At 71.6% G+C, this 25,873-nt stretch carries 31 protein-coding genes and 1 pseudogene; 25 read left to right on the top strand and 7 right to left on the bottom strand.

Annotated features, from left to right (window positions below; all coding sequences use genetic code 11):
- The first annotated feature begins 8 nt into the window (after positions 1–8).
- The 13 genes and pseudogenes from ACGFIO_RS37560 to ACGFIO_RS37500 form a co-directional block, all read left to right on the top strand.
- Entirely contained in the window at positions 9–557 is a 549-nt protein-coding gene (locus ACGFIO_RS37560) for an OsmC family protein (RefSeq protein ID WP_392834301.1), read from the top strand.
- Positions 554–1,840: an NAD(P)-binding domain-containing protein gene (locus ACGFIO_RS37555; protein WP_392834434.1), complete on the top strand. Its 1,287-nt coding sequence runs from the start codon at positions 554–556 to the stop codon at positions 1,838–1,840. Before ACGFIO_RS37560 ends, ACGFIO_RS37555 begins: the two co-directional genes overlap by 4 nt.
- Before the next feature lie 7 nt (positions 1,841–1,847).
- On the top strand, positions 1,848–2,108 hold the full coding sequence (locus ACGFIO_RS37550) for a TSUP family transporter (RefSeq protein WP_392834298.1): 261 nt from the start codon (positions 1,848–1,850) through the stop codon (positions 2,106–2,108).
- Between the two features lie 89 nt (positions 2,109–2,197).
- Entirely contained in the window at positions 2,198–3,187 is a 990-nt protein-coding gene (locus ACGFIO_RS37545; protein ID WP_392834296.1) for an aldo/keto reductase, read from the top strand.
- Positions 3,184–3,774, top strand: coding sequence for a TetR/AcrR family transcriptional regulator (locus ACGFIO_RS37540; protein WP_392834293.1), 591 nt, complete (start codon positions 3,184–3,186; stop codon positions 3,772–3,774). Before ACGFIO_RS37545 ends, ACGFIO_RS37540 begins: the two co-directional genes overlap by 4 nt.
- Positions 3,775–3,793: 19 nt before the next feature.
- The gene (locus tag ACGFIO_RS37535; RefSeq protein WP_392834291.1) at positions 3,794–4,570 is read left to right on the top strand and encodes an alpha/beta fold hydrolase; all 777 of its coding nucleotides are present in this window, start codon (positions 3,794–3,796) and stop codon (positions 4,568–4,570) included.
- 374 nt (positions 4,571–4,944) lie between these two features.
- Complete coding sequence (locus ACGFIO_RS37530; protein ID WP_392834289.1) at positions 4,945–6,144, top strand: glycosyltransferase 87 family protein; 1,200 nt, start codon at positions 4,945–4,947, stop codon at positions 6,142–6,144.
- Positions 6,145–6,234: 90 nt separating this feature from the next.
- Entirely contained in the window at positions 6,235–7,680 is a 1,446-nt protein-coding gene (locus ACGFIO_RS37525) for a hypothetical protein (RefSeq protein ID WP_392834286.1), read from the top strand.
- A 644-nt stretch (positions 7,681–8,324) separates the two neighbouring features.
- Entirely contained in the window at positions 8,325–8,804 is a 480-nt protein-coding gene (locus tag ACGFIO_RS37520) for a hypothetical protein (protein ID WP_392834284.1), read from the top strand.
- A gap of 100 nt (positions 8,805–8,904) precedes the next feature.
- The gene (locus ACGFIO_RS37515) at positions 8,905–9,558 is read left to right on the top strand and encodes a MarR family transcriptional regulator (RefSeq protein ID WP_392834282.1); all 654 of its coding nucleotides are present in this window, start codon (positions 8,905–8,907) and stop codon (positions 9,556–9,558) included.
- A 2-nt stretch (positions 9,559–9,560) separates the two neighbouring features.
- Positions 9,561–10,289, top strand: coding sequence for an aquaporin (locus ACGFIO_RS37510; RefSeq protein WP_392834433.1), 729 nt, complete (start codon positions 9,561–9,563; stop codon positions 10,287–10,289).
- Positions 10,286–10,693 carry an arsenate reductase ArsC gene (locus ACGFIO_RS37505; RefSeq protein WP_392834279.1) on the top strand — a complete coding sequence of 136 codons (408 nt, stop codon included), beginning with the start codon at positions 10,286–10,288 and terminating at the stop codon, positions 10,691–10,693. The genes ACGFIO_RS37510 and ACGFIO_RS37505 overlap by 4 nt, the downstream gene beginning before the upstream one ends.
- A 3-nt stretch (positions 10,694–10,696) precedes the next feature.
- Positions 10,697–11,044: pseudogene (locus ACGFIO_RS37500) on the top strand (aldehyde dehydrogenase family protein); the annotation flags it as partial.
- A 142-nt stretch (positions 11,045–11,186) separates the two neighbouring features.
- Here the strand turns inward: ACGFIO_RS37500 and ACGFIO_RS37495 are convergent.
- On the bottom strand, positions 11,187–13,547 hold the full coding sequence (locus ACGFIO_RS37495; RefSeq protein ID WP_392834277.1) for a glycoside hydrolase family 65 protein: 2,361 nt from the start codon (positions 13,545–13,547) through the stop codon (positions 11,187–11,189).
- 320 nt (positions 13,548–13,867) lie between these two features.
- Between ACGFIO_RS37495 and ACGFIO_RS37490 the strand changes: the two genes are divergently transcribed.
- From ACGFIO_RS37490 to ACGFIO_RS37470, 5 genes are all read left to right on the top strand, one after another.
- Positions 13,868–14,158 (top strand): 2TM domain-containing protein, encoded by a 291-nt coding sequence (locus ACGFIO_RS37490; protein ID WP_392834274.1) that lies wholly within the window; start codon positions 13,868–13,870, stop codon positions 14,156–14,158.
- A gap of 31 nt (positions 14,159–14,189) precedes the next feature.
- Complete coding sequence (locus ACGFIO_RS37485) at positions 14,190–14,390, top strand: hypothetical protein (RefSeq protein WP_392834272.1); 201 nt, start codon at positions 14,190–14,192, stop codon at positions 14,388–14,390.
- A 179-nt stretch (positions 14,391–14,569) separates the two neighbouring features.
- On the top strand, positions 14,570–14,995 hold the full coding sequence (locus ACGFIO_RS37480; protein WP_392834270.1) for a spore germination protein GerW family protein: 426 nt from the start codon (positions 14,570–14,572) through the stop codon (positions 14,993–14,995).
- 434 nt (positions 14,996–15,429) lie between these two features.
- Positions 15,430–15,678, top strand: coding sequence for an SHOCT domain-containing protein (locus tag ACGFIO_RS37475; protein ID WP_392834268.1), 249 nt, complete (start codon positions 15,430–15,432; stop codon positions 15,676–15,678).
- 35 nt (positions 15,679–15,713) lie between these two features.
- Positions 15,714–16,238 carry a hypothetical protein gene (locus ACGFIO_RS37470; RefSeq protein WP_392834266.1) on the top strand — a complete coding sequence of 175 codons (525 nt, stop codon included), beginning with the start codon at positions 15,714–15,716 and terminating at the stop codon, positions 16,236–16,238.
- A 17-nt stretch (positions 16,239–16,255) separates the two neighbouring features.
- On the opposite strand, the gene ACGFIO_RS37465 is transcribed toward ACGFIO_RS37470, so the two are convergent.
- Together ACGFIO_RS37465 and ACGFIO_RS37460 are read right to left on the bottom strand one after the other, a co-directional pair.
- Positions 16,256–17,434, bottom strand: coding sequence for an acetate--CoA ligase family protein (locus ACGFIO_RS37465; RefSeq protein WP_392834431.1), 1,179 nt, complete (start codon positions 17,432–17,434; stop codon positions 16,256–16,258).
- Entirely contained in the window at positions 17,383–18,057 is a 675-nt protein-coding gene (locus tag ACGFIO_RS37460; RefSeq protein WP_392834265.1) for a hypothetical protein, read from the bottom strand. Before ACGFIO_RS37460 ends, ACGFIO_RS37465 begins: the two co-directional genes overlap by 52 nt.
- A 79-nt stretch (positions 18,058–18,136) precedes the next feature.
- On the opposite strand from ACGFIO_RS37460, the gene ACGFIO_RS37455 reads away from it, so the two are divergent.
- Both ACGFIO_RS37455 and ACGFIO_RS37450 read left to right on the top strand, forming a co-directional pair.
- Positions 18,137–18,394, top strand: a complete 258-nt coding sequence (locus ACGFIO_RS37455; RefSeq protein ID WP_392834263.1) for a hypothetical protein — start codon at positions 18,137–18,139, stop codon at positions 18,392–18,394.
- Between the two features lie 33 nt (positions 18,395–18,427).
- Entirely contained in the window at positions 18,428–19,339 is a 912-nt protein-coding gene (locus ACGFIO_RS37450; protein ID WP_392834262.1) for a universal stress protein, read from the top strand.
- 52 nt (positions 19,340–19,391) lie between these two features.
- Here the strand turns inward: ACGFIO_RS37450 and ACGFIO_RS37445 are convergent, their stop codons facing one another.
- Entirely contained in the window at positions 19,392–20,255 is an 864-nt protein-coding gene (locus ACGFIO_RS37445; RefSeq protein WP_392834261.1) for a universal stress protein, read from the bottom strand.
- A gap of 304 nt (positions 20,256–20,559) precedes the next feature.
- Between ACGFIO_RS37445 and ACGFIO_RS37440 the strand changes: the two genes are divergently transcribed.
- Positions 20,560–21,504, top strand: coding sequence for an Acg family FMN-binding oxidoreductase (locus tag ACGFIO_RS37440; protein WP_392834259.1), 945 nt, complete (start codon positions 20,560–20,562; stop codon positions 21,502–21,504).
- Here ACGFIO_RS37440 and ACGFIO_RS37435 read toward each other — a convergent pair.
- Genes ACGFIO_RS37435 through ACGFIO_RS37425 form a run of 3 tightly spaced genes read right to left on the bottom strand, consistent with a single transcriptional unit; the run spans position 21,483 to position 23,497 of the window.
- Positions 21,483–21,689, bottom strand: a complete 207-nt coding sequence (locus ACGFIO_RS37435; protein ID WP_392834256.1) for a hypothetical protein — start codon at positions 21,687–21,689, stop codon at positions 21,483–21,485. The two genes, ACGFIO_RS37440 and ACGFIO_RS37435, sit on opposite strands and share 22 nt — an antisense overlap.
- Positions 21,686–22,558, bottom strand: a complete 873-nt coding sequence (locus ACGFIO_RS37430; RefSeq protein WP_392834254.1) for a universal stress protein — start codon at positions 22,556–22,558, stop codon at positions 21,686–21,688. The genes ACGFIO_RS37435 and ACGFIO_RS37430 overlap by 4 nt, the downstream gene beginning before the upstream one ends.
- A 54-nt stretch (positions 22,559–22,612) precedes the next feature.
- Positions 22,613–23,497, bottom strand: a complete 885-nt coding sequence (locus ACGFIO_RS37425) for a universal stress protein (protein WP_392834253.1) — start codon at positions 23,495–23,497, stop codon at positions 22,613–22,615.
- Between the two features lie 270 nt (positions 23,498–23,767).
- Between ACGFIO_RS37425 and ACGFIO_RS37420 the strand changes: the two genes are divergently transcribed.
- From ACGFIO_RS37420 to ACGFIO_RS37405, 4 genes are read left to right on the top strand one after another with little or no spacing between them, the layout of a single operon-like run.
- A complete protein-coding gene (locus tag ACGFIO_RS37420; RefSeq protein ID WP_392834251.1) occupies positions 23,768–23,971 on the top strand; it encodes a hypothetical protein in 204 nt (67 codons plus the stop codon).
- A gap of 18 nt (positions 23,972–23,989) precedes the next feature.
- Positions 23,990–24,850 (top strand): universal stress protein, encoded by an 861-nt coding sequence (locus tag ACGFIO_RS37415; RefSeq protein WP_392834250.1) that lies wholly within the window; start codon positions 23,990–23,992, stop codon positions 24,848–24,850.
- A gap of 19 nt (positions 24,851–24,869) precedes the next feature.
- On the top strand, positions 24,870–25,616 hold the full coding sequence (locus tag ACGFIO_RS37410; protein ID WP_392834248.1) for an SDR family NAD(P)-dependent oxidoreductase: 747 nt from the start codon (positions 24,870–24,872) through the stop codon (positions 25,614–25,616).
- Positions 25,617–25,657: 41 nt separating this feature from the next.
- Entirely contained in the window at positions 25,658–25,846 is a 189-nt protein-coding gene (locus ACGFIO_RS37405) for an SDR family oxidoreductase (protein WP_392834245.1), read from the top strand.
- Positions 25,847–25,873: the final 27 nt, after the last annotated feature.

The following is a 25,873-nucleotide window of genomic DNA, read 5'->3' as shown; positions in this document are numbered from 1 at the left end:
AAACGGATATGACGACGGTGGACAACGGGGTCAACGTGCAGGCGTTGCTCGACGCGCGTGACGCGCTCAAGGGCGCGCCGGAGGCGGCACAGTTCGTCTGGCGCGCGTCGTCGCGGTGGGAGAAGGGTGTCCGCAGCACCGCGACCGTGCAGAAGTTCTTCGGGCTCGGGCAGGAGCAGACCCACAAGGCCGAGTCGACGTTCACCGCCGATCACCCGGAGGTGTTCGCGGCCGAGGACCACGGCATCACCCCGATCGAATACCTCCTGGTCGGTCTGGCCAGCTGCCTGACGGCGGGCGTGGCCTCGGTCGCGCAGAACCGCGGCATCCAGCTGCGCTCGGTCGAGTCGACCGTCGAGGGCAACCACGACATCCGCGGCATCCTCGGCGCCGACAGCGACGTCCGCAACGGCTACAACGACATCAAGGTGACGTTCAACATCGACGCCGACGCCTCCAAGGAGGAGATCGAAGCGCTGGTCGCGCAGTCGCAGAAGCGTTCGGCGGTGTACGACGCGCTGACCAATCCGACCAGCGTCACCGTCGAGGTCGTCTGAAGGCGGGCCGAGCCATCGAACGCGTCACCACGATCGTCGTCGGCGCCGGCCACGCCGGTCTCGCCGCGAGCCACTTCCTCACCGAGCGGTCGATCGACCACGTCGTCCTCGAGCGTGGCGAGGTGGCGAACTCGTGGCGGCGCGAACGATGGGACTCGCTGCGGCTGCTCACCCCCAACTGGCTGAACAGCCTGCCGGGCCGTTTCTACGACGGCCCTGATCCCGACGGCTACATGTCAGCGGCCGAGGTGGCCGGGTTCATCGAGGACTGCGCTGTCGCCGGCCGGGCGCCGGTACGTTCCCGCACCGACGTCACCTCGGTGCGGGCGGCCGGCGACGGTTTCCACCTCTCGACGAGCCAGGGTGACATCCGCAGCCGGGCCGTCGTGCTCGCCGGAGGCGCCTGCAACGTGGCCGCGGTGCCGTCATTCGCCGCGGAGGTGCCGGCCTCCATCGCCCGGCTGACCCCGCTCGACTACCGCAACCCGTCCGACCTTCCCCCCGGCGGAGTGCTGGTTGTCGGCGCGTCGGCCACCGGAGTTCAACTGGCCGCCGAGATCCGGCGATCGGGTCGGCCGGTCATCCTGTCGGTGGGCGAGCACGTCCGGCTGCCGCGCGTCTACCGCCGCCGCGACGTCCTCTGGTGGATGCACGTCAGCGGAGTCTGGGACCAACGCTACGACCAGGTCGACGACCTCACCCGAGCCCGGCGGCTGCCGTCGCCGCAGCTCGTCGGCACCCCGGAACGGCAGACGCTGGACCTCAACGAACTGATCGGTCTGGGCGTCGAGCTGGTCGGTCGCTGGGCGGCAGTGCGCGACGGTGTCGCACTGTTCTCCGGCGGCTTGCGCAACGTGTGCTCCCTGGCCGACCTCAAGATGAAACGCCTACTGGCCGGATTCGACGAGTGGGAACTGGCCACCGGCCGCGACGCCGAGGTCGGTCCGCCCGAGGAATTCCTGCCGACCCGGGTGCCGGCGGATCCGCGGTTGCGGCTCGACCTGACCAGCGGTGAGATCGGTTCGATCGTCTGGGCCACCGGTTACCGCCCGGATTACCACTGGCTGGACGTGCCGGTGGTCGACGAGAAGGGACGGCTGCGGCACGAGGGTGGGGTGCTCGAGCCGCCAGGCCTGTACGCGCTGGGTCTGCCCATGCTGAGACGGCGTCGCTCGTCGTTCATCAACGGTATCGAGGACGACGCCCGGTTCGTGATCGATCATTTGGCCTCTGGGCTGGCCGCGGGCGGTCGCCAGGGAGGGCTCAGCAGTCCGGTTCGGTGACAACGTCGTGGCCGGCCCCGGCGCCCTGGCCCGGTACCGCCGTAACGGCCAGCTCACCGGTCGGCTCGCCCGCCTTCTGATCGCGGGATCCGTTCCGGGCGTCGTGCTCGGCGCGATCATCCGGGTTGTCATCCCCGGACCGCAGGTCTTCCGCATCGTTGCCGCCGTCGTGCTGATCCCGCTCGGAAGCTGGCTCGCCACCCGGGCCCTGCGCGGGCGCACTCCTCGGCGGCTACATCTTCGCGCGGATCCAGCCGCTCGTCCCTGAACGGCATTGCGGCTGCTCGGTCGATCGACGACCTTGCCGGACGAGCAGCCTTGGCGTACTTTACGTGTCGTAACGTAAAGGAGATCGCTGTGGATCATGTCATGCTCGGCTCGCTCGACGTGTCCGCCCAGGGGTTGGGCTGCATGAGCATGAGCGAACACTACGGTCCGACCGATTGGGACCGGGCCACCTCGGCCGTTCACCAAGCCCTCGACCTCGGGGTTTCCCTGCTGGACACGGCCGAAATCTATGGCGCCGGCCACAACGAGGTGCTGCTCGGCCGGGCGATCGTGGGCCGGCGCGACGAGGTGGTCGTGGCCACGAAGTTCGGGGTCGACCGCTCCGCCGGCGACCACCGTCGCTGGGTCCGGGGAGAGCCGGACTACGTGCGCCGCAGCTGTGACGCCTCGCTGCTGCGGCTGGGAGTCGACCATATCGACCTGTACTACCTGCACCGGCCACCGCAGGACGTCGACCTGACCGAGACCGTGGCCGCGATGGCCGCCCTGGTCGCGGCCGGCAAGGTGCGCCATCTGGGGCTGTGCGAAGTCGATGCCGACCAGCTCAGGCGGGCGCACGAGGTGCACCCGATCACCGCGGTGCAGAGCGAGTACTCGTTGTGGAGCCGCGACGTCGAAGCCGTCGCGCCGGCCATGGCCGAACTGGGAGTCGGACTGGTCGCGTACTCCCCGCTGGGACGCGGTTTCCTCACCGGAAGCGTCGCTCCCGCCTCGCTCGTGAAGACGGACTCCCGGCGCGCGCATCCCCGCTTCCAGGGAGGCAATGCGATCGCCAACCAACGTCTGGCGACCAAAGTCGGCGCGGCGGCGGAGAACCTGGGTGTCACCAGCGCCCAACTCGCCCTGGCCTGGGTCCACACCCGCAGTCACCGGCTCGGGATCCCGGTCGTGCCCATCCCCGGCACCAGCACCCCGGATCACGTGACGGACAACGTGAAGGCGCTGGACGTCGTGCTCGACGACGTCGTGCTCGCGGAGTTGGAACCGCTCGCCCAGCAGGTGTCCGGAGACCGCAACGGTGCCTTGCAAACCACCGCGCCCCAGATGGCGCGGCCATGACTCGCTCGCCGGGCCGCCCCCGGGAAAGCACACACGAGGCCCGCGCGCTGGAGAGCGCCAACGAGCTTCTACTGGAAGGCGGTGTGGCCGCCTGCACCGTCGAGGCCGTCAGCCGGCGCAGCGGCGTCAGCAAGCCCACGCTCTACCGGCGGTGGCCACACCGCACCGCACTGGCGATCGATGCGTTCGCCGTCCGCATCGGCCAGCAGGTGCCGCTGGCCGAAACCGGAGATGCCGCGGAAGATCTCGTCCAGGCCGTGGCTCGGCTGGCCGAGCAGTACCAGGGTCGCGACGGAGTTGTCTTCGCCCAGCTCATCGCCGCCGCCGTGCTGGAACCCGGCACCGCCGAACTGCTCAACGACCGCTTCTTCGCGCCCCGGCGCGCCGCGTTACGCGCGCTGTGGACCAACGGCGTCAGCCGCGGCCAACTCGATCCGCACGCCGACGCCGACGCCATGATCGACCTGCTGTTCGGACCGACGACATTCCGCCTGCTCCTAGGACATGCGCCAACCGACGCACGCGCAGCAGTCCAGCTCGCCCGGGCGGCGCTGCGCGGATTCACCCTCAATCCAGCGCACCACTGACATCCGGAGGATCCACCCCATGCTGCCCATCACCGACACTCCGCAGTCAGAAGACGCGACTCACCCCGGTCGCACCCTCGTGACCTCACACTCGTTCAGCTTCGCCCGTCGCGAGTGGATCGAGGCCAGCGCCTCACTGTCGCAACAGTTCCGGGTCGTTGCCGTGGACGCCCCCGGTCACGGCGAGGCGCAAGACATCCCCGGCTACACGATGGCCGAGATGGCAGCCCAGTTCGCCGCCACGATCAACGAGCTCGGCCTGACCGACTACGTGCTCGTCGGTCACTCCATGACCGGTAAGATCATGCAGATCCTCGCCAGCCGCGCGGGCGCTGAGCTGGGACTGGCGCACCCGCCCGCGAAGCTGGTGCTGGTTACCCCCACGCCGCTGGGCCGCGAAGTCGGCGGCCGGGAGCTGCGGGAGTCGCTGTTGGCCAGCCGCCGAGACCGCGCGGACGCCGAGAAGTTCGTCCGCGACCGCACCGCAGTGCCCCTGCCGCAGGAGGTGTTCGATCGCTCCTGCGAGGACTATGCGAGGATGAACCGCAAGGCGTGGGACGCGTGGCTGAACGAAGGCATCTACGAGGACTGGACCGCGCGGGCCGCACCGATCGACGTCGAGACCTTGGTGATCGTGGCCGACCACGACCCGGTCTGGGGCCTGGACATGCAACGCGAACTGACAATGCCCAACTTGACCCACGCGACGATCGCGACGGTCGACAGCGGGCACCAGGTGCCGATGGAAGCGCCGCAGGCCCTCGCCGAGCTCATCACCTCGTTCGTCGCGTCGTGACTTAACTTGAGTTTTGACGTGCCGGACGGGGACGCTGACCCTGGCTGATCAAGGGAAGCCCTTGATCGATGATCTTCTTGTCTAGGGAAGAACATCTGAACCAAGGGCTGTCTGTGATCAGTGTGCACGACGCCGGGCGCAGCCACGGTCACCGCCGCTCAGCTGCACGAGGTCGTTACCCGGCTGATCGTTGGGTACGGCCGGAGGACCTTACCGCCGACCTGGTCGACGGTGCCGCGGTCCTCGTCGCGTAATCCGCCCGCCGCCCGCGCGAAGCAAGCCGGAAACTTCTTCAGATCCATAGTGGACGTGATTGTTCGCCATCAGTAACGCATGTTGTCGAATGGTTCAGGCCGCACTACGGTTCCGGCCTCATGGCCAAACCCTCCGCGCGTGCCTCGATGACCGAGACGGTGCTGGTCGCCGTTCTTGTTCTGCTGGCGGTGCTGGCCCGGTACGCCGGTCGGCGCGAGATCACCATCGACATGCGTACCTTCTTCGCCTGGTACGCGGACCTGACCGAGGCCGGGGTGTGGCACGGTCTGGGCGAAGAGATCGGAAACTACAACGCGCCCTTCCTTTACCTGCTGGCCCTGACGTCGGTGTTGCCCGGTGCCATGGTTCTCAAGGTCAAATTGGTCTGGGTGGCGTTCGACTTCCTGCTGGTGTTCTTCGTGTATCGGCTGGTGGCGGTACGGTGGCCCGGACGGCGGATCCCGATGCTCGCCGCACTGCTGGCCGGGCTGCTGCCGACGGTCGTGATCAATGCCTCGTTCTGGGGACAGACCGACTCCATGTGGACGTCGTTCGCCCTGGGCGGCGTCTATTGTCTCCTCCGGGAGAGGCCGTGGTGGGGCGTCGCGCTGTGTGCCGTCGCCTTGGCGTTGAAGCCGCAGGGAATCTTCATCTTCCCGCTCCTGCTGCTGCTCGTCCTGGCCGGGCGGATCCGGTGGCGGCAACTGCTGGCCGCACCCGCCGTCTACCTGGCGCTCGACCTGCCGGCCCTGCTGGCCGGTCGTGATCCGATGGAGCTGCTCACCGTCTACGACCCCGGGCGGCAGGCGATCCACGTACCCGGCCTGACCTCCAACGCTCCGTCGGTCTTCGTGTTCTTTCCGGTCGACGTCCGCGTGGATTCCCTGAAGGCGGTGGGTTACGCGCTCGCCGCGGCCCTGATCATCGGCCTCTGCTACGTGCTGGTCGCGCGTCGTGTCGAGTTCACGCCGGCGCGGATCGTGCTGGCCGCGGCCACCTTCAGCATCCTCGTGCCGTACACCGTGCCCGGCATGCACGAGCGCTACTTCTATCTGGCCGACGTTCTGACGCTGGTGCTCGCCTTCTACCGTCCGCGGCTCTGGTATGTGCCGGTGCTGGTCCAGACGGCGTCCCTGCTGTCCTACGGCCCGTATCTGTTCGGCCGCGACGCGCCGTTGATGCCGCCGATGGTGCTGGGCACGGTGATGTTGGCCGCGTTGCTCGTCACCGGTCACACGCTCGTCCGGGAAGCCGTCACCGCGCCGGTCGAGGAGGAGGCATCGCCGCCGGCGGCTCCGCGCCACCCTGACGCCATCTGAAGACGCTCTTGGAGGTGTCCGGGACCTTCGACCCCTGCCGCGCACGGCCTCGTCCGGTTGCGTGGACGTACGAGGAAAGGAGCGTCCCCGATGATCGGACGACAACGCGCGGCTGCGACGCGTCTGGCCGCTGTGACCGCGGCTCTGCTGGCCGGCTCGGTCTCTCCGGCGATCCTGCCGGCCCGGGCGGAGGTCGCGCTGCCGGTCGCGGCCCGTTCGCCGGTCCCGGATCCGTGGCTCGATCTGGGTACGCTCGGCGGGGCGAATGCTATTCCCACCGGACTGAACAACCGTGGCGACGTCGTCGGCGTCAGCCCGACCGCCGACGGGACGTCACACGGGTTCCGGTGGCGCGACGGCGTGATGACCGACCTGACCCCCGGAGCGGGCAGCGCCGCTTCCGCGATCAACGACCGCGGTGACATCGCCGGCTCGATCACCGTCGGCGACACCCACCAGCACGCGGCCCTGTGGCGGCAGGGCCGGCTCGTCGACATCGGGACGTTGGGCGGCACCTCGGCCACCGCGACCGCTGTCAACGCGCGTGGCGATGTCATCGGCCAGAGTTCGGTCGCCGGGCACGACGACGACAGCCTGCACGCGTTCTGGTGGCACGACGGCGTCCGCACGCGACTGCCCGGCAACGGCTATCGCACGTTCGCCAACGACATCAACGACCGCGGCGACGTCGTCGGATCACTCGTGCGGCACGACGGAGCCGACCACGGAGCGGCGTTGTGGCGCCGCGGTCGTCTGGTGACGCTCGTGCCGACCTTCGGCGACCCCGACACCGCCGTGGCGACCCGGGTGAACAACCGAGGTCAGGTTCTCGGCTCGGTGCACGTTCCCGGGTCGGGCTGGCACGTCTTCGTGAAGACCGGTCGTACGTACGCCGATCTCGGCCTTGGTGTCGCCGTGGATCTCAATGACCGTGGGGAGGCCGTGTTCGTCGACTTCTCGATCGACCCCAGCCGCGCCGCCCGCTGGTTCCGTGGGGTCACCACGCGGCTGCCGGCGCCGGGCAACGGTGGTACGAGCGCCGCGGACATCGACAACCGGGGGCTGATCGTCGGGAACGCGGCCGGCGCGGTGGTCTGGACACGATCCGGGGACGTCATCGATCTGGGTGCGCTTGTCGGGCGGGCAACGATGATCAACGAGTACGGCCGGGTGGCCGGTTACGTGAACACCCCGGACGGCAACCTGCACGCCGTCGTGACGGACATTCACGGCGCTCCGGATCCTCGGCTGTGGGTACGACCGCCCAGCGCCCGCCCGGGCGACACCGTCCGGATCGGCGGCCTGGTCCCGTTCACCGGGCCCAAGGCCTGCCCGGCCGACGCGGCGGCCGTGCTGACCTCGGTGTCGGCGCTCTTCCCGCCGGAGGGGTTCGGCCCGGCGGTCGAGCGTACGAAGAGCGGTCGCTTCCTCGTGTCCTACCACGTGCCGGCCACCACCCCGCCGGCCACCTACCAGATCGGCGTGCGCTGCTCCGGCGGCAATCTCGGCGTGAACACCACGCTGCACGTCATCTGATCGCCCGGGAGCTCACCGCCGCAAGAGAAGGGACTCCGTCCTGCGCCTCCATCACGTCGCCACAGCCGCAATGCCCGCGGGCGTACCCGGTCGACATCAACAGCTGGGGTCAGGTCGTCGGCTACCTGTCCAACGACTCGGGATGAAGAGGTCGCAGGGAGGGGACACCCGCCGGTCGTCACTCCGGTTCGGCGCTGAAATTGGAGACCTACCTGTGGCTGACTCCGCAGTCGGAGCGCCGGGGCATCTACGCGTACCCCCGAAGGGTCGGTCGACGACCAGGGTGAGCGTTTCTGGAATGCCACCGAGGGCTGGAACGACACCGCACGGTGCCGGCCGTCCGAACCGGTGAGCGTGCTCGCCGTCCACAGCAGCGCGGATGAGACGGTCGCCTTCGGTCCCGCCTTCGCCCCGGCCGTGGTGGATTTCGTGCTTTCCCGGCGCAAGGCTGCTCGATAGCTCGATAGCTCGATGGCTCGATGGCTCGATAGCTCGATAGCTCGTCGGCGAGCCGCGGAGACGGGCGCAGGCTGGGCCCCGCCGGACGCTGCGATGTCAGCACGAGGCCCCGTCGTACGAAGGTCCGGGACGGTCCGGTAGTTCGGCCCTGGCCGGTCGTGGGCCGGGACGATGAGGCTGAAGGCATGACCACGCGAGAGCGGGCGGTGGCCCGCGGCCGGCCGATGGCCGTCCGAACTCTTTTCGGCCTCCTCGTCTTCCTCGGCGTCACCGCTGTTCTGGGCGGCGTGGAGATGGCTTCCGGCCGGTGGCTGAGCGAGCCGCCGCCGGACGCCTGGCTCGATGCGATTCCCTTGATCAGCAACTGGGTCCTGCCGGGGTTCGTGCTGGGCCTGGGCTTCGGCCTGGGCTCGCTCGTCGCCGCGTACGGAATCCGGTGCCGCCCGCGGACGGCCTGGCTGGCGCCGGCCGAGCGGCTGACACGGCATCATTGGTCCTGGAGCATGACGATCCTCCTCGGCCTCGGCATGATCGTCTGGATCGGCGTGGAGATCGCCTGTCTGCCGGCGCGATCGTGGCTCGAGGCCGCTTATGGCGCGGTGGGTGTCGTCCTGACCCTGATGCCGGCCTTGCCGTCGGTGAGCCGGTATCTCGGCGTCCGGTGAGGGCGCGTACGCAGATCTGACCGGGAACGTGGTGACTCACCCCTTGACCGCGCAAAAAATCTCAACAATCATTGACTCAATGGATGCCGAGACTTCTTTGGTGAGGCGGGCGCGGGTGCACTCCGCGCTCGGTGACCCGGCGCGGCTGGCGATCGTCGACGCGCTCTTGATCGGCGACGCGTCACCGGGTGAGATCGGGGATCGGTTCGGTCTGCCCAGCAACCTGGTCGCCCACCACGTCAAGGTCCTCGAGGCGGCCGGGCTGGTCGCGCGGACCCGCTCGGAAGGCGACCGGCGCCGCGCCTACCTACGCCTGGTGTCCTCCACGCTCGCCGCGCTGACCCCGCCGGCCCTGGCCGCGGCCGGGCGGGTGGTCTTCGTGTGCACACGCAATTCGGCGCGGTCGCAGCTCGCCGCTGCCCTCTGGCGCGACCGCGCAGGTGTCCCGGCCGCCTGCGCGGGCACCGACCCGGCCCCGGCCGTGCACCCGGGAGCGGTGGCGGTCGCCCGCCGCCACGGCCTTGCCCTCGACCCGGCCGGCACCGCCCACGTCGACGACGTCCTCCGCGACGGCGACCTGGTCATCGCGGTCTGCGACAATGCCCACGAAGCCCTGCCCGCCCCCGCGGCGGACGGGCCACGGTTGCACTGGTCGGTGCCCGACCCGGTCCGGACCGGCAGCGATCAGGCCTTCGAGGACGCCTTCGCCGACCTGGCCGGCCGCGTCGACCGCCTCGCCCGGGCGGTGGCGTGACCATGGGGCGCCGGCTGCTCGCCGAGTTCCTCGGCACCGCGCTGCTGGTCACCGCCGTCGTCGGCTCCGGCATCATGGCCAGCACCCTGTCCCCGGGGGACGTCGGACTGCAGTTGCTGCAGAACGCGATCGCCACCGCCCTCGCGCTGGGCGCTCTCATCCTCATCTTCGGGCCGGTCTCCGGCGCCCACTTCAACCCGGTCGTCTCCATCGCCGACTGGGCGCTCGGACGCCGCGCCCGCACCGGCCTGCCCACCACCCTGCTCGCCGGCTACCTTGCCGCGCAGACGACCGGTGCGGTCGCCGGGTCGGTGCTGGCCAACCTGATGTTCGACCTCGACCCGATCACTCTCTCGACCAGGACACGGACCGGCGGGCACCTGTGGCTGGGCGAGGTGGTGGCCACCTGCGGGCTACTCCTGCTGGTCTTCGCCCTCGCCCGCACCGGCCGCACCGCCGCCGCGCCGGCCGCGGTCGGCGCCTACATCGGCGCCGCCTACTGGTTCACGTCCTCCACCAGCTTCGCCAACCCCGCCGTCACCATCGGCCGCGCGTTCACCGACACGTTCGCCGGCATCGCCCCCGCCTCGATCCCCGGCTTCCTGCTCGCCCAGTTCGCCGGGCTGGCCATCGGCGCCGGGCTGGTGCTTGCCCTCTATCCGGACGCGGGGCGCGCGGCCGGTGACGTCCTCGTCGGACACCCCGCCACCGCCGAAGGAGACCCGCGATGACCGCCAAACTCAGCGTTCTGTTCGTCTGCGTCCACAACGCCGGCCGTTCCCAGATGGCCGCCGGCTGGCTGCGCCACCTCGCCGGCGACACCGTCGAGGTCCGCTCGGCCGGGTCCGAGCCGGCCGAGGCGATCAACCCCGTCGCGGTCGCCGCGATGGCCGAGGTCGGCATCGACATCACCGCTGAACAGCCCAAGATCCTCGAGTACGAGGTGGCTCGGGACTCGGACGTGATCGTCACCATGGGCTGCGGCGACACCTGCCCGGTGTTTCCCGGCCGGCGCTACGAGGACTGGAAGCTCGACGACCCCGCCGGGCAGAACCTCGACGCTGTCCGCCCGATCCGCGACGAGATCAAGGCCCGGGTGAGCGAGCTGCTCGCCGGCCTTCAGCGGGCCGCCTGAGCCGGACACAACCGGATGCGGGTCTTCCAGGAGGAGATCTTCGGGCCGGTGCTCGCGGTGACGACGTTCGCCGACGAGGCGGAGGCGCTGGCCACCGCCAACGACACCCTTTACGGCCTGGGCGCCGGGGTGTGGACGCGCGACGGCGCCCGCGCTTACCGGATGGGCCGGGGCATCAAGGCCGGTCGCGTGTGGACCAACTGTTACCACCAATACCCCGCTGGAGCGGCCTTCGGCGGATACAAGATCTCCGGGATCGGGCGGGAGAACCATCGCATGATGCTCGATCACTACAGCCAGACCAAGAACCTCCTGGTCTCGTACAGCGATCAGCCTCTCGGTCTCTTCTGAGGGCACCGGAGTCGCCGATCATGCCCCGGGAGCGGGGCCCGGTGGCAGTGTCGGGGTGCTGGTGTCGTCAACGCTATGGGGGCGCGGGCCGGTCCCGGCAGAGGCGCCGGTCCTGGGGGGAGAGAGAACCCCGGACCGCGGGTCAGCCGGTCTCGCGGCGCCGCGGCGCGCGGCCGGCCGGTTGGACCGGGGCGGGCCCGGGCGCGACAAGAGCGGGGATCGGACGGGTCACCGGGCCGGCGCCGGTGACGAGCAGGCGCTCGCCGTGATGCCGGCATTCCAGCTCGGCGGCGCCGGGAGAGCACAACTCGTACGTGGCCTCGTGGGGGCGGACGGTGACCCGCAACCGCTGCCCCCGCCAGAGCAGGGAGAACGCGAGACGGCTGATCCGGGAGGGCAGCCGCGGCGCGAAGGAAAGGGTTCCATCGTGGTCGCGCAGGCCGCCCAACCCGGCGACGAGGGACAGCCATGCTCCGGCCAGCGACGCGATGTGCAGCCCGTCGCGAGTGTTGCGATGAAGATCGTGCAGGTCCATCAGGGCCGCTTCGCCGATGTAGTCGTGCGCCAGATCGAGATGTCCGACCTCAGCGGCGATCACGGCCTGGGTGCAGGCCGACAGCGAGGAGTCGCGTACGGTGCGTTGCTCGTAGTAGCGGAAGTTCCGGGCCTTGTCGGCCGCGGTGAACTCGTCGCCGCACCAGTGCATCGCCAGCACCAGATCCGCCTGTTTGACCACCTGACTGCGATAGAGGTTGAGATAGGGGAAGTGCAGCAGCAGCGGGTACTCGTCGGCCCGAGTCGCGTCGAAGTCCCACTCCTGGAGCAACGTGAAGCCGCGGACCTGCGGGTGGACGCCCAGTTGCTCGTCGTACGGCACGGCCATCGCCGCCGCGGCCGCCCGCCAGGCCGCGATCTCGTCGTCGTCGACCGCGAGCACGCCCCACCGCTCGCGATGACGTTCCGCGGCGTCGGCCGCCGCGATCAGGTTTCGCCGGGCCAGCAGGTTGGTGTAGACGTTGTCGTCGGCGACGGCGGTGTACTCGTCGGGACCGGTGACGCCGTTGAGATGGAAGACACCGTGGCGGTCGTGGTGGCCGTACGAGATCCACAGGCGTGCGGTCTCGATCAGCAGGTCGACGCCCACGCTTCGGTCGAGGGCCCGGTCGCCGGTCGCGTTGACGTAGCGGACCGCCGCGTCGGCGATGTCGGCCCCGAGGTGCACGGCGGCGGTGCCGGCCGGCCAGTAGCCCGAGCATTCCTGACCTCGGATCGTACGCCAGGGAAAGGCGGCGCCCGACCAGCCGAGGGTGGCGGCGCGCTCGCGGGCCAGACCGAGGGTGGCGTGCCGCCAGCGCAAGGCCCCGGCCGCCGCGTCGGGCCGGACATAGGTCAGGACCGGCAGCACGAAGCGCTCGGTGTCCCAGAAGACGTGCCCGTCGTAGCCGGGACCGGTCAGCCCCTTGGCGGCGATGGGCCGATCTTGAGCTCGGGCCGCGGCCTGCAGAACGTGGAACATCGCGAACCGGACGGCCTGCTGCACCTCGGCGTCGCCGTCCAGCTCGACGTCCGCGCTGTTCCAGAACTCGTCCAGGTAGGCGCGCTGAGCCGACAGCAGGCCCGGCCAGCCGTCGTATCGGGCTCCCTCGATCGCAGCGGCCACATCGTCGCGGAGCGCCGTCGCCGAGCGCCGGCCGGACCACCCGTACGCCAGGAATTTGACCAGGCGTAAACGCTCACCGGGCGCGAGCCGCCCGGTCACCGTGGTCCGAGCCAGGTCGGCGTCCGCCTCGCTGGTGCGCCGCAGTCCCGGCGGCCCCGCCCATTCGTGGTCCATCGCGACGGTCAGGCGGAGGCCGCTTTCCCGCGTGAGGTGGGTCAGCATGGCTCCGGAGCTGGTGGTGGAGGCCGCCTCGGCAACCAGCGGAGCCCTCAACACCGCCGACACACGAGGGTCCTTGAGCGAGCCGGGGAGAGCCTCGTTCGCGATCAGCTCCGACTGCACGACCACCCGCACCGGGGTGTCGACCGGCGTGACCTCGTACTCGATGGCCGCGATCGACTGCTGCGCGAAGGACACCAGCCGGGTCGACCGTACCTGTATCGCCCGCCCCGACGGTGACACCCACTCCACCTCGCGCCGCACCACACCGGCGCGCAGATCGAGCACCCGCTCGTGCCGCCGCAGCTGCCCGTGCCGCACGTCGAAGGGCTCGTCGTCGACGGACAGACGGATCACCTTGCCGTCGGTGACGTTGACGATGGTCTGGCCGGACTCCGGGTAGCCGTACCCGCCTTCGGCGTAGGGGAGTGGGCGCAGCTCGAAGAACGAGTTGAGGTACGTTCCGGGCAGAGCGTGCGGGTCGTTCTCGTCGAGATTGCCGCGCAGGCCCATGTAGCCGTTGGCGAGGGCGAAGATCGACTCCGACCGGGCCAGCAGCCGGTGGTCGAGATACCGCTCGCGCAACTGCCACGGCTCGACCGAGTAGGCCGGATCACGGATCACGTCGTCCCCCCGGGGCCGGGTTGCCGAGCACCTTCCGGTGACCGTACCGCCAAACGTACGGCCGCACGGGCCCGCCAGGCAGAGGTGTCGATCCTACCGGCGCGGGTCGTCCGGATGACGACGGTTCTCGATCGGCGGTCGCGAGGCGCTCGGGGTGGGGCGACGTCGCGGCACCGCCCCATCCCGAGTGGGGAAGTGGGGCAGGACCAAGGGCGGCGCGGCGTGACCTTCGGCTCTGGGCCGGCCCTGATGGCCCCTCGTACGTTGACGGAAGGGAACAGCGTGCGGCGCGCGGCCGCGCGACCGGAGGGAGGCCGACGATGACTCCGGAAGAGCCGGATCTCACCACCATGAGTGACCTTCGCCAGGCGGCGGTCACCCGGCTTCGCAAGAAGCGAGACCTGCAGGCCCACGTGCTCTCGTACGTGCTGGTGAACCTGTTCCTCAACGCGATCTGGCTGCTCACCTCGCCGGGCGGCTTCTACTGGCCGATGTTCCCGCTCCTGGGCTGGGGGATCGGGCTCGCGTTTCACGTCTGGGACGTCTACGTCAGCTCGAACCCGTCGGAGGAGGACATCCGCACCGAGATGGAGCGACTGAGCCGGCGCTGAGGAACTGAACGAGCCTGGAAGGGAGACGGGGATGAGTGAGAACACGCGGACGAGACGCGCCGGTGGCTACGGCGGTGCGGGCAACGTCGTGTACGGACTCGGCCTGATCGGCGCGCTCGTCTGGTACATCCAGCAGGCCGGCGACTTCTGGGCCGGCGTGGTGGGCATCCTCAAGGCGATCGTCTGGCCGGCCTTCCTCGTCTACGACCTGTTGCGATCGCTCGCCGGGTGAGGCGGCCCGGCCGTGGCTCCAGGTGCGCAGACCGGGCGGGCCGCGCTGGTCGTGGAGGTGCCGGGCCGTCTGTGCGGGGGACTGGCGGTCATCGCCGGGTCGCGGTGGATCAACTCTGGCCCGGCATCCCGGTCGCTCCCGGCCGGGAAAGGCTCTTCCGACGAGGAAGGAGGATTCGCGTGGGACAGGTGTTTGAGGACAAGGGAGTGTTGGAGGTGCTGCGGCGGGCCGTGGACGCCGGCACGGCCGGCCGGGTGTTCGGCGAGCCGATCGTCCAGGACGGTGTGCTCGTGCTGCCGGTCGCCAAGGTCGCGGGCGGAGGCGGAGGTGGCGCCGGAACGGCGCCGGACGACGGGGAGACGGAGGGATCCGGTACGGGTGGCGGATTCGGCACCGCGGCCAGGGGCCTCGGCGTGTTCGTGGTCAAAGACGGCAAGGTGTCCTGGCGCCCGGCCGTCGACATCAACCGGGTGGTGCTGGGCGGGCAACTGGTAGCCGTCGCCGCGTTGCTGGTGCTGCGCAGCGTCTGGCGTGGCCGGGGGCGGGTTCCGGTACGTGCGTCGCGGTGCTCGGGAAGAAGGTCCCGGCGCGCCCGGAGCAAGTGACGCAGTCCGGGACCTGGTGCCATTTTCTCCTGTCCCGGTCGGCCCTACCGGGGTAGGAGAGCGGCCGCGTCGGCTTGACCTCATGGGAAGAAGGTTGAGCGCATTCGCATTCGGGGCGATCGCCGGGCTTTCCGCGCTCGTCCTCGCGGATCAGCGCGCGTTTTCAGGCCGACCTTCGTCGGCTGGTGCGGATCCACAAAGGAGACGAAGCGTGCCGGGCGGCCGGGGGACGCATGGTTCCTCCTTCGGCTACGCCGGGACCCCGTGAGGTCGGTCGGACTCCAGCACATCGCGGCGCGCCGGACGATCGACAGGGCCGAACGACCCATCCCGCCCGGAAGAGCACTACGGCGCCGATCGGCGGGTCGTCCGGCCCGTGCGCCGGCCACGGCCGGGGCCGACGATGAGGGGCGGAAGCGTGGAAGGGGAAGACAATGATGTATTACGGGCACGGCATGGGCATCGGCTGGATTCCCATCCTCGCCGTCGTGCTGGCGGCTCTGCTGGCCGCCGCGGCGCTGATCGGCACGCAGCTGCGCCGGCCGCCACGCGAGCCGTCCGGGACGACGCTCGAGTCGTCGGCGGAGCGGTTGCTGGCCGAGCGGTTCGCCCGCGGTGAGATCGACGCCGAGGAGTACGAGCGACGCCTGTCCACGTTGCGCTCCCCGCGCGCGCGGGCGTAGCGCGTCCGGCTCTCCGCCGCGGGGAGGTGCTGGGCATGCCGGCGTGGCCACGGATCGTCACCGTCTCGGCGTTCGCGCTGATGGTGTTCGTCGCCCTCGTGGGCGCCGCCTACGTCAACGGGGACGTTCTGATCGACCCGGGCGGGTCGGCCGGGGTGGCCGTGGCCTTGTCCTGGTGCGCGGCGACGGCCGCGCTGGCCGCCTACGCCACGAGCCGCCCCGGGCCCGCCGCCGCCCTGCTGGTCGTGCTCACGATCCTCACGGCCGCTCTGGTCGTGATCGGCGACCTTCCCGGCGTCGCCCCGGTCGAAGCCGGGCAGGCCGGACTGATGAGCGCTCTCGGCGTCGCCATCGCCCTGGGCTTTCTCGGTGTCCCACGGCCGGTCGTGGCCGGCCCGCTGTTGCTGATTGTCGGGCTGGCGACCGCCGGCACCGGCGGCACCGGGGCGGCGATCGCCCTCCCTGTTCTGACGGCCGGCGGCCTCTTCGGCATCGCCGCTGTGGGCGACCGGCACCCGCGCGGGCGGGCCGGCGGCCGTCCGCGTCCGGGCCTCCGCTGATTCGGCACGACCACCGCTCACGCGTCCCGCGCGGCCAGCCGGCGCAGCACCGGGTCGGGTTCGGCGCCGACCGGCGCCAGCCGCAGCTTGGCATCCACCGCGACCACGCCGTCCGGGCCGGCCAGCACCGGGTTGAGGTCGAGCTCGGCGACCTCGGGCAGATCCTCGGCCAGTCGCCCAAGCCGCAGCAGCAGGTCCTCCACGGCGGCGGTGTCCACCGGCGGATCGCCCCGATGGCCGCGGAGCAGCGGCGCGGAGCGCAGGTCACGCCACATCCGGCCGGCGTCCAGATCGGTCAGCGGGACCAGGCGCAGAGCCCGGTCGCCGAGCACGTCGGTGTGCACGCCGCCCAGGCCGACCATCACGACGGACCCGAACACCGGGTCGTGGACCAGGCCGGCGACCAGCTCGATCGGTGCTTTGACCTGGTGCTGCACCAGCACTCCGGCGGCTGGGCGACCGGCCGCGGCGACCCGGTCGAACGCCGCTCGCACGGCGTCGGCGTCGGTGAGCCCGAGGGCCACGCCGCCGGTGTCGGTCTTGTGCACCAGGTCGGGGTCGGCCGACTTGAGAACCACCGGGTAGCCGGCCGTCTCGGCCGCGATGACGGCGGCGGTCGCATCGTAAGCGGTGACCGTCGTGGTCAAGGGGATGCCGTATGCCGACAGGATCGCCGCGGCTCCTTCGTAGGACTGCCAGCCCGGTCGGACTGCCTGGACGACCGACCGGGCCCGGGCGGCGTCGATGCCGCCGAGATCGGGGCGCCGTCCCAGCGGCGCCCGGCGCCAGGCGCCGTAGGCCGCGGCGTGACCGAGTGCTGTCACCGCCCGCTCAGGCATCGGATAGACCGGCACCGCCCGGTTGCCGAGCGTCGGCCGGTCGCCGCCGCCGATGACGACCGCCGCGACGGGCAGACCGGGGTCGGCGTCGACCGCGCCGGCCAGCGCGTCGAGGATCTCGTCGGGCGCGTTGGCCTTCGTGCCGATGATGATCAGCACGAGGGCATCCACCTCGCCGCTGCCGGCGATGGCCTCGGCGGTGGTGGCGAAGGCGGCGGGGGTCGCGCCGGCGCCGAGGTCGAGCGGGTTGTCGGCGCTGGCCGCTCCGGGGACGAGCCGGCGCAGGCGATCGCGCAGCTCACCGCTCAGGGTGGGTACGACCAGGCCGTGCGCCTCGGCCCCGTCGGCGGCGAGCACGTTGAGGCCACCGGCGTTGCCGAGGACGGCGACCCGGTGGCCGGTCGGCACCGGCTGGTCGGTGACCATGGGGCGGCGTCCAGCAGCTCGCCCAGACCGTCGACGCGAATCACCCCGGCCTGCGCGAACAGGGCGTCCATGGTGGCCGACGGCGCGGCCGCGGCGGCCGTGTGCGAGGCGCCGGCGCGCTGCCCGGCGGTGGACCGGCCGCTCTTGGGCGCGAGGACCGGCTTGCGGCGACCCAGCGCGCGTACCGTGCGGGCGAACTTGCGCGGGTTGCCGAACGACTCGAGGTAGAGCGCGACCGCGTGCGTACGCGGGTCGTCGTACCAGTAGGCGATGAGATCGTTGCCGCTGATGTCGGCCTTGTTGCCGAGCGAGACGAACGAGGAGATCCCGCATCCGGTGCGGCGTGCGCTGTCCAGCAGGGCGATCGCCACGGCGCCGGACTGCGAGGCGATCGCCAGGCTGCCCGGCGTCGGCGCGGCCGGGGCGAAGCTCGCGTTGAGCCAGACCCGCGGATCGGTGGTGATGACGCCGAGGCAGTTCGGGCCGACCAGCCGGATGCCGTGCTCGCGAGCGATGCCGAGCAGCTCGTGCTGGGCGGATGGTGACGATGCCACCGTCCGCGGTGAGCGCGTCGACGGAAGTCATCGTTCGCCTCGTTCCCGGGCGATGACGACCGGGACGTCGGCGTGGTGGATGAGTTCCAGACCGACCGAGCCGAGGAGGGCGCCGGCGAGCGCGCCGCGGCCGGCCTCCTTCGGCGAGCAGATCCAGTGTCCGCGTGGGTTCCGGCGGCTGCTCCCGCAGTATGCGTCGGTGCGCGCCGAGTTCCTGATCCGGTGCGTGGAGGTGCTCGGCGGGCGGCTGGCGGCCGTACGCCGGCAGCAGGCTCTCGCCGGGCCCTGCCGGGAAGAACGGACCAAAGTCCCGCGCGCACCGGTCCTCAGGCCGTGACGCGCTTCTCAGCCGAGATTTTAAGGTCCAGTTATGCACGATGTGGTGACGGTGGAGGAACGGCTTCCCGTGCTGGTCGCTGTCGACGGGTCGCGCAACGGCTTGGCCGTCGTCGATCTCGGCGTCGCGGAGGCCGTGCGGCACCGTGCGCCGCTGCTCATCATGCATGTCTGGCCCGGCCAGTACGCCGGACCCTTCCGCGCCCGTGGCCCCGCCTACGGTCCGGACGACGGCCGGCGGCTGCTCGATCTGGCCGCCCGCCGGGCCGTCCATCTGGCCCCCGACCTGTGGGTGGACACCGATCTCGCGCAGGGTAGCGCCTTCGGTTCGGTCACCGAACGATCGGCCGCCGCGCGGTTGCTGGTCGTCGGGCACCGAGACGGGGTGCTCACCCGGCCGAGCTGGGGTTCGACCGCGGCCTACCTGGCCCACCACAGCAGCTGTCCGCTGCTGGTGCATCGCGGCGCGGCGCCTGGGAACGGTCCGGTCGGGGTCGCGGTGTCCGGGCGTCCGGGCGTCACCTCGCCGGTCGCCGTCGAGGAGGCGGCGCTGCGCGGCGTACGCCTGATTGCCGTGCACGCCTGGCGGCCTCCGGACGAGCGCGCCGCGGCCACCTCACGGATTCCGCCGGCCGACCTGCGGGCGGCCGAGGACCGTCTGACCGCAGCGCTCGTACCCGCCCTGGCCACGCATCCGGACGTCCCGGTCGAGCCGGTCGTCGTCTCCGCCACCGACATCGCCTACACGGTGCAGCGCGCCGGGCGCCGCTGTCAGTTGCTGGTGGCCGGGATGGGTGGCACCGGCCGGGTCGCCGAACTGCTCTACGGTCACCTCGACCACTCGCTGACCCGTCAGCCGCCGTGCCCGGTGATGCTGGTCCCGCCCGGGTGGCGGCATCCGCACGGCGGCCTGACCGCGACGACCGCCGACCGGCCGGAGGTCTGACCGGAAACGCATGCGGCGGGCCGGCGGGAACGCCGGCCCGCCGTCGTGCGGCTCATCGGGCGATGTAGACCGGGCAGTCCGCGTGGTGCAGCAGCTGCAGACCGGTCGAGCCGAGCACCGAACCGCTGATCGCTCCGTGGCCGTGGCTGCCGACGACGACCAGCTGCGAGCCGTGGGAGACGCCGGTCAGCACGGCCGCGGCGCTGTCGTGCGACAGCAGCGTCTCGACCCGCACGGCCGGGTACTTGGCGATCCAGGGGGCCACTAGCTCCGCCAGGCGCTCCTTCTCGTCGGCGTCGAACTCCGGCGTCGCCACCTCGGTGGCCGGCATGGCGCCGTACATCCACAGCGGCACCGGCGGCAGGTAGGTCCGGATCAGTTTCAGCTCGGCGCCCCGGGTGGCGGCGGCCTCGAAGGCCGTCTCCAGCACGGCGTGGGCGGCGGGGGAGTCGTCGACACCGGCGCTGATCGGTCCGTCGTCGATGCCCGGCCGGCCGCGGACCACCACCACCGGGCAGCCGGCGTGGGTGGCGACGTGCTGGCTCACCGAGCCCAGGAGCAAGCTGGCGAAGCCGCCCCGGCCCCGATTGCCCAGGACCATCAGCTGCACGTCCTCGGCCAGGCCGAGCAGCCGGGGCACCGTCCGGCCGAGCAGGGTGTCGGTCTCGATGACGATGCCCGGGGCCGCGGCGGCCGCGGCGTCGTGGGCGTTCGCGGTGATCGCCTCGGCGGTCTTCTGCGCGACGTTCAGCAGCTCACCGCTGTAGTCGTACCTCGACTGGGCCCATTCCCAGTCGAACGCGTGCACGATGCGCAGCACGGCTCCGCGCCGCTGCGCCTCCAGGGCGGCCCACCGCGCGGCGGCCTTACCCGGCTCGGCACCGTCGGTGCCGACCACGATCTTCCTGATGCTCATGACGTCCTCCCTCAGGGTCCTGTCCGGATCGTCACGCGCCGGAGAGCCCGTGGGCAGGGCGGCAAGTCCCGCCGGGAGGGGACTTCCGGCCGGTACTCAGCGCGTCGTCAGTGCGATGGGCTGGGGGGAAAGAGCAGGGAGGAGGCGGCGAGGATGCGTCTCCGGGACTGCATGGCCACCGCCATGATGGCGCCGTCACTGCACAACAGTCAGCCGTGGCTGTTCCGGATCGGGCCCGATCGGGTGGAGGTGCACGCCGACCGGCGCCGCCTGCTCGAACTGCTTCGACCCGACCGGGCGGGAGATGCTCATCAGCGTCGGCGCGGCGCTGTTCACGTTGCGGCTCGCGATTCGCGCCGCCGGACGCCGGCCCGAGGTCCGGATGTTCCCCGATCCGCGCGACCGGGATTTCGTGACCACGTTCGAGCTGGGGCCGGAAGAAGTTCCGACTCCGCCGGTCGAGGCCCTGGCCGCCGCCGTGGCCCACCGGCACACGAACCGGTGGCCTTTCGCCCGGTCGGCGGTACCCGAGGACGCCTTCGAGCACCTGCGTGACGCTGCTCGCCGGGAGGGCGCGCGGTTCGAGGGGGCCAGCTCGGTGAGCCGGAACGCGATCATCGGTCTGTCCGAGGTCGCCGACAGCCGGCTCCGGGCCCGCGGCGGATATCGGGCCAAGCTGGCGCGGTGGACGCTTCCGGGCCGGCGCCGGGTCGACGGGGTGCCGAGCTCCGCCGTCGGGCCCTGGGATGCCCTGGAATCCCTGCCGATCCGCGACTTCGGCCTGCTGCAACCTCAGATGCGCCGGGCCAGCGAGACCTTCGAGCCCCACCCCACGATCGCGGTCCTGTCCACCGTGGACGACGCACCGGCGGACTGGGTGACCGCCGGGCAGGCGCTGCAGCGGGTGCTGCTCACCGCGACCTGGCTGAATCTGGCCACCACGCCGATCAGCCAGCCGGTCGAGATACCGGTGATCCGCCGGTTGCTCACCGATCAGGACGCGGGACGCTGGGCGCAGATCGTGCTGCGGCTCGGCTACGGCCGTCCCGCCGCCACACCGCGCCGGCCGGTCGCCGACGTGCTGCTGGCCGGACCCAGGGTCCCGGGCTTCGTCGTGTCGTCCGGTCAGGCGGCCGGATCGTGGACCACGGCGACCGGCGCCGCGGCGCTCGTCGGGCATCCGGCGCATCACCACGAGGTGGTCGCACGGCTGATCGTCGGGGCCGATCACGTCGGCCACCCGAGGTAGACGTCCGGGGCGAGACGACGGTTGAGCTCGACCTCCCGATGACACACGCGTTCCCGCTCGGCGCGGCTGCGGAAGTCCAGGAAGCCGAGGTCCACCGGTTTCTTGAGCTTGTAGGCCCGGTCGCCCACGAAGACCACCAGCGCGGCGTGCGTCTCGCGCACCGCGGCCGGGCCGAAGCTGGTCATGACCGGCCGCTCTCGACCACGACCACCGGGCACGTCGCGTGGTGCAGCAGGTGCTGGCTCACCGAGCCGAGCAACATGCCGGCGAACCCGCCGCGGCCGCGGCTGCCGACGACGACCAGCTGAGCGTGTCGCGCGGCGTCGATCAGCGCCCGCGCCGGTGGCCCAGGCGGCAGCTCACGCCGTACCGTCAGATCGGGATGTTTCTCCCCGATGCCGGCCAGCGCCTCGGCCAGCACGCGCTGCTCCTCCAGGGCGATCGCCGGTGGGTCGTAGGCCAGCGGCATCATGGCCGGCGGTCCCACCAGCGCGGGCATCGTCCAGGCGTGCAGGGCCACCAGCTCGGTCCCGCGCAGCGAGGCCTCCTGGGCGGCGAAGGTCAGCGCCCGCGCCGCCGAGGCGGATCCGTCGACGCCGACCACGACCGGACCGTCCACCGCAGGCGTGCCCCGGACCACGAGCACCGGCGCCGCGCCGTGCATCGCCACCTGGACTGCCATCGACCCGGTCGATAGCCCGGTGAACCCGCCCATGCCCCGATCGCCGATCACGAGCAGGAACGCGCTCGCCGTCGCGCCGATCAGCTTGGCCGCCGGCGGTCCGACGAGGGTTTCCTTGACCAACGGGATCCCGGGCGCCTCCTCGGCGGCGTGCAGCGCCGCGTCGTGCAGCCACACGTGCGCCTGACTCTTCAGCGAGTCGGGCGGGTCGGATCGTCCGTCGCCGAACAGGCGTGGCCACTGCATGACGTGGACGATGCGGAGAGGACGGTGATGGAGGGCCGCCTCCGCCGCGGCCAGCCGGGTCGCCTCGAGCGCCCGGGCCGATCCGTCGATTCCGACGACCACCGGTGCGCCGCTGTGCGTCGTCATGGGGATCACCTCGCAACGTCTGTTTCCAGCGTGCGCCGGACGGGGCCGGGACCGTCAGGGCCGTTGGTCCCGAGCTGGGACCCGGGCGATCCAGACCGGGCATTCGGCGTGGTGCATCAGGTAGGTGCCGGTCGAGCCGAGCAGCGCGCCCGCGACGACGCCGTGCCCACGGTGGCCCACCACGATCAGCCGGGCGTCGCGGGAGAGGCCGGCCAGCACCGCCGCCGTGGCGCCGGTCCGGACCAGGATCCGCACCGGCACCCGCGGGTACTTGCCGTGCCAGCGGGCCACCAGGTCCTCGACGTGCGCGTGCTCGACGGCGTCCTCGTCCGGTCCGGCCACCGCCGACGACGGCAGGTCGATGCCCCACAACGGCGCGACCGGCAGGTAGGTGTGGGCCACGACCAGTTTTGCGCCGCGGTCGGCAGCGGCGGCGAAGGCGGTCTCCAGCACGTGCTCCGCGGTGTCGGTCATGTCGACGCCGGCCACGACCGGGCCGGTGCCTCCGTCGCCGCGGCCGTGCACCACGACCACCGGGCAGGGCGCCTGAGCGATCAGGTGCCGGCCGACCTTGCCGGACGCCAGCCCGGCCAGGCCGGTCCGGCCGCGGCTGCCGATGACCACCAGGTCGGCGTGTTCGGCGGCGTCCAGCAGGGACACCGTCGGGTCGCCGGGCACCGCTTCGGTGAGCACCTGCACGGCCGGGCTGATCGCGTGAACGCTGCGCTCGGCGTCGTTCACCACCGCTTCGGCCAGGTGCTTGTCCTCGTCGGCGAATGCGCAGGTCGTGTCGAACCGGGCCGACCTCCAGTCTCCGTCGTAGGCGTGCACTACCCGCACCCCTGCTCGCTGGTGCGCCGCCTCCCGGGCTGCCCACTCCACCGCGGCGCCACCCGGTGGCGTGCCGTCGGTACCGACGACGATCTCCCCGATCCGCATGGCTCCTCCTCCGCTCTCCCCTCACCGTGGGGCGCGCCGGGTGGTGCACGGCAGGGCCGAACGGCCGGTCGCGCGGGGGCTCACCGGCCCTGCCCCGCGCGACCGGCGGTTCCTAGCGTCGGAGGTGAGGGGGAGTCAGATGATGCGACGATCGGCCTTCGCCGCCGGTGACGTGGGCGATGTGCTCCCGATGGGCCGGGACGGGCCGGGCATGCGGGCGGAGATCTGTGATCCGGCTCGCGCCCTGGTCTTCCGGTCCGAGGACGGTCAGTGGTGTGGTCGTTCACGTTGCTTCCGCAGGGCGACGGCACCCGGCTGATCAGCCGTAACCGGATCGCCGAGACGGGCGCCTCGCTGGGTCGCCGGCTGGCCGACCGGCTGATCATGGAGCCGGGCAGCCTGGTCATGGAACGCAAGATGCTGCGCGGGATCCGTGCACGTGCACAGACGTCGCCGGCTGCGGCGCAGGCCTGAGCCCTGGAGGTGGGATTGATGGCGGGGAACAGGATCGTGGTGGGGTACGACGCGAGCACGCCGGCTGACCGGGCGCTCGGCTGGGCCATGGAGGAGGCCGCCCACCGAGGGGCCACCGTGGACCTGGTGTACGCGCTGGCGTTCCCGGCCTACATGCCGGCCGTCTACATCGTTCCGGGCACGGTGGCGTGGCCCGACGTGCCGAGCCGGGAGGCCGCGCGGGCGCTGCTCTCGGCCGCCGCCGAGAAGGCCCGCGCCGATCACCCGGCTGTTCCCGTCGCCGAGATCGTCGGCGAGGGATCGGCGGCGGCGGTGCTGCGTGACTGCTCGGAGGACGCCGACCTGATCGTGGTCGGCGGGCACAGCGACCACTTGATCGCCGAGCAGGTGCTCGGCTCGGTCGCCGCCTCGGTGGCGGCCCACGCCTTCTGCTCGGTGGTGATCGTCCGCGATCCCGATCCGGGCGACCGCCCGGTGGTGCTCGGCCTGGACGAGAGCGCCCAGGCCGAGGAGGCGGCGCGGTTCGCATTCTGGCACGCAACCATCCGAGGGGTGGCCCTCCGCGCGGTGCACGCCTGGATGCCGCCGGCCGACCCGTGGATCGGCAACCGCTTCCCGGACCGGGAGGAGACCGCGACCGCCGAGCTGGTGTGGGCCAAGAACCTGCTCGCGCCCTGGCGGGCCGAGTTCCCGGCCGTGCCGGTGGAGGTCCGTTCGGTGCCCGGGCATCCCTACCAGGTGCTGGCCGCCGAGGCGCGTCAGGCGCGGCTGACCGTGGTGGGCGCCCGCGGTCGCGGGGGCTTCCGCGACCGGCGGCTCGGCTCGGTCACCCGGCATCTGCTGCACCACGCGACCGGGACGATCGCGGTCATCCGCTGACCCGCGGAAGGAGAGCACCATGATGGACCAGGAGCTCGCCGGCAAGGTGGCGATCGTGACCGGGGCCGGATCCGGCATCGGCGAGGCGACGGCCCTGCTGCTCGCCCGCCGCGGCGCCAAGGTCGTCGTGGCCGACCGGGACGACTCCGCGGCGGAGCGGGTCGCCAAGGCCATCGGCGAGGACGCCATGGCCTACGCCGTGGACGTCTCCTTCCTGTCTAGCTGCGGGGAGATGGTCCGTCACACGCTCGGACGCTTCGGCCGCCTGGACATCGCGGTCAACAACGCCGGGATCGGCGGACCGCAGGCTCTGACCGGCGACTATCCGATCGACGGCTGGGCGCAGGTCATCGGTGTCAATCTCACCGGCGTCTTCTACTGCCTGCGGGCCGAGATCCAAGCCATGCTGGCCACCGGCGGCGGCGTCATCGTCAACATGGCCTCGATCCTCGGCTCGGTCGGCTTCCCGCAGGCGGTCGCCTACGTCGCGGCCAAGCACGGCGTGGTCGGCATGACCAGGACCGCGGCCATCGAGTACGCCCGGCAGGGCGTCCGCGTCAACAGCATCGGCCCCGGCTTCATCGACACGCCGCTGCTGGCCGACGCCGACCAGGAAGTCATCTCCGGGGTCAGCGCCCTGCACCCGGTGGGCCGGATGGGCCGGGCCGAGGAGGTCGCCGAGCTGGTCGCCTTCCTGGTTTCCGACCGGGCCTCCAACATTACCGGCTCATACCTGGTCACCGGCGGCGGATACACCGCGCAGTAAGGACATGAGGAGAAGGCGATGGACATTCAGCGACCGCGGCCATGCGCCTGTGCCAGGCCACGCTGCCCGGGATGCGCTCGGGTGGCGGCGGTGCGGTGGTGAACGTCGCCTCGAGCGCCCCACCGGCCCAGCCCGACCAGATCGCCGCCGTCATCTCCTGGCTCGCGAGCGACGAGGCGAGCAACGTCAACGGCGCCGTGGTGGCGGCCGACGGTGGCTTCACCGCGTAGCAGGACAGCGCCCGCCGGTGCATGGCC

The sequence above is a fragment of the Actinoplanes sp. NPDC049265 genome (assembly GCF_043197135.1).
Taxonomy (GTDB): Bacteria; Actinomycetota; Actinomycetes; order Mycobacteriales; family Micromonosporaceae; genus Actinoplanes.
This window is presented reverse-complemented; position numbering and strand designations above follow the sequence as displayed.

Excerpts from the sequence above, each read along its gene's own strand:
- ACGFIO_RS37560 (WP_392834301.1), top strand. The coding sequence starts at position 9 with ATGACGACGGTGGACAACGGGGTCAACGTGCAGGCGTTGCTCGACGCG.
- ACGFIO_RS37540 (WP_392834293.1), top strand. The coding sequence starts at position 3,184 with ATGACTCGCTCGCCGGGCCGCCCCCGGGAAAGCACACACGAGGCCCGC.
- ACGFIO_RS37535 (WP_392834291.1), top strand. The coding sequence starts at position 3,794 with ATGCTGCCCATCACCGACACTCCGCAGTCAGAAGACGCGACTCACCCC.
- ACGFIO_RS37530 (WP_392834289.1), top strand. The coding sequence starts at position 4,945 with ATGGCCAAACCCTCCGCGCGTGCCTCGATGACCGAGACGGTGCTGGTC.
- ACGFIO_RS37525 (WP_392834286.1), top strand. The coding sequence starts at position 6,235 with ATGATCGGACGACAACGCGCGGCTGCGACGCGTCTGGCCGCTGTGACC.
- ACGFIO_RS37520 (WP_392834284.1), top strand. The coding sequence starts at position 8,325 with ATGACCACGCGAGAGCGGGCGGTGGCCCGCGGCCGGCCGATGGCCGTC.
- ACGFIO_RS37510 (WP_392834433.1), top strand. The coding sequence starts at position 9,561 with ATGGGGCGCCGGCTGCTCGCCGAGTTCCTCGGCACCGCGCTGCTGGTC.
- ACGFIO_RS37505 (WP_392834279.1), top strand. The coding sequence starts at position 10,286 with ATGACCGCCAAACTCAGCGTTCTGTTCGTCTGCGTCCACAACGCCGGC.
- ACGFIO_RS37490 (WP_392834274.1), top strand. The coding sequence starts at position 13,868 with ATGACTCCGGAAGAGCCGGATCTCACCACCATGAGTGACCTTCGCCAG.
- ACGFIO_RS37485 (WP_392834272.1), top strand. The coding sequence starts at position 14,190 with ATGAGTGAGAACACGCGGACGAGACGCGCCGGTGGCTACGGCGGTGCG.
- ACGFIO_RS37475 (WP_392834268.1), top strand. The coding sequence starts at position 15,430 with ATGATGTATTACGGGCACGGCATGGGCATCGGCTGGATTCCCATCCTC.
- ACGFIO_RS37470 (WP_392834266.1), top strand. The coding sequence starts at position 15,714 with ATGCCGGCGTGGCCACGGATCGTCACCGTCTCGGCGTTCGCGCTGATG.
- ACGFIO_RS37455 (WP_392834263.1), top strand. The coding sequence starts at position 18,137 with ATGAGTTCCAGACCGACCGAGCCGAGGAGGGCGCCGGCGAGCGCGCCG.
- ACGFIO_RS37450 (WP_392834262.1), top strand. The coding sequence starts at position 18,428 with ATGCACGATGTGGTGACGGTGGAGGAACGGCTTCCCGTGCTGGTCGCT.
- ACGFIO_RS37445 (WP_392834261.1), bottom strand. The coding sequence starts at position 20,255 with ATGAGCATCAGGAAGATCGTGGTCGGCACCGACGGTGCCGAGCCGGGT.
- ACGFIO_RS37440 (WP_392834259.1), top strand. The coding sequence starts at position 20,560 with ATGCTCATCAGCGTCGGCGCGGCGCTGTTCACGTTGCGGCTCGCGATT.
- ACGFIO_RS37435 (WP_392834256.1), bottom strand. The coding sequence starts at position 21,689 with ATGACCAGCTTCGGCCCGGCCGCGGTGCGCGAGACGCACGCCGCGCTG.
- ACGFIO_RS37430 (WP_392834254.1), bottom strand. The coding sequence starts at position 22,558 with ATGACGACGCACAGCGGCGCACCGGTGGTCGTCGGAATCGACGGATCG.
- ACGFIO_RS37425 (WP_392834253.1), bottom strand. The coding sequence starts at position 23,497 with ATGCGGATCGGGGAGATCGTCGTCGGTACCGACGGCACGCCACCGGGT.
- ACGFIO_RS37415 (WP_392834250.1), top strand. The coding sequence starts at position 23,990 with ATGGCGGGGAACAGGATCGTGGTGGGGTACGACGCGAGCACGCCGGCT.
- ACGFIO_RS37410 (WP_392834248.1), top strand. The coding sequence starts at position 24,870 with ATGATGGACCAGGAGCTCGCCGGCAAGGTGGCGATCGTGACCGGGGCC.
- ACGFIO_RS37405 (WP_392834245.1), top strand. The coding sequence starts at position 25,658 with ATGCGCCTGTGCCAGGCCACGCTGCCCGGGATGCGCTCGGGTGGCGGC.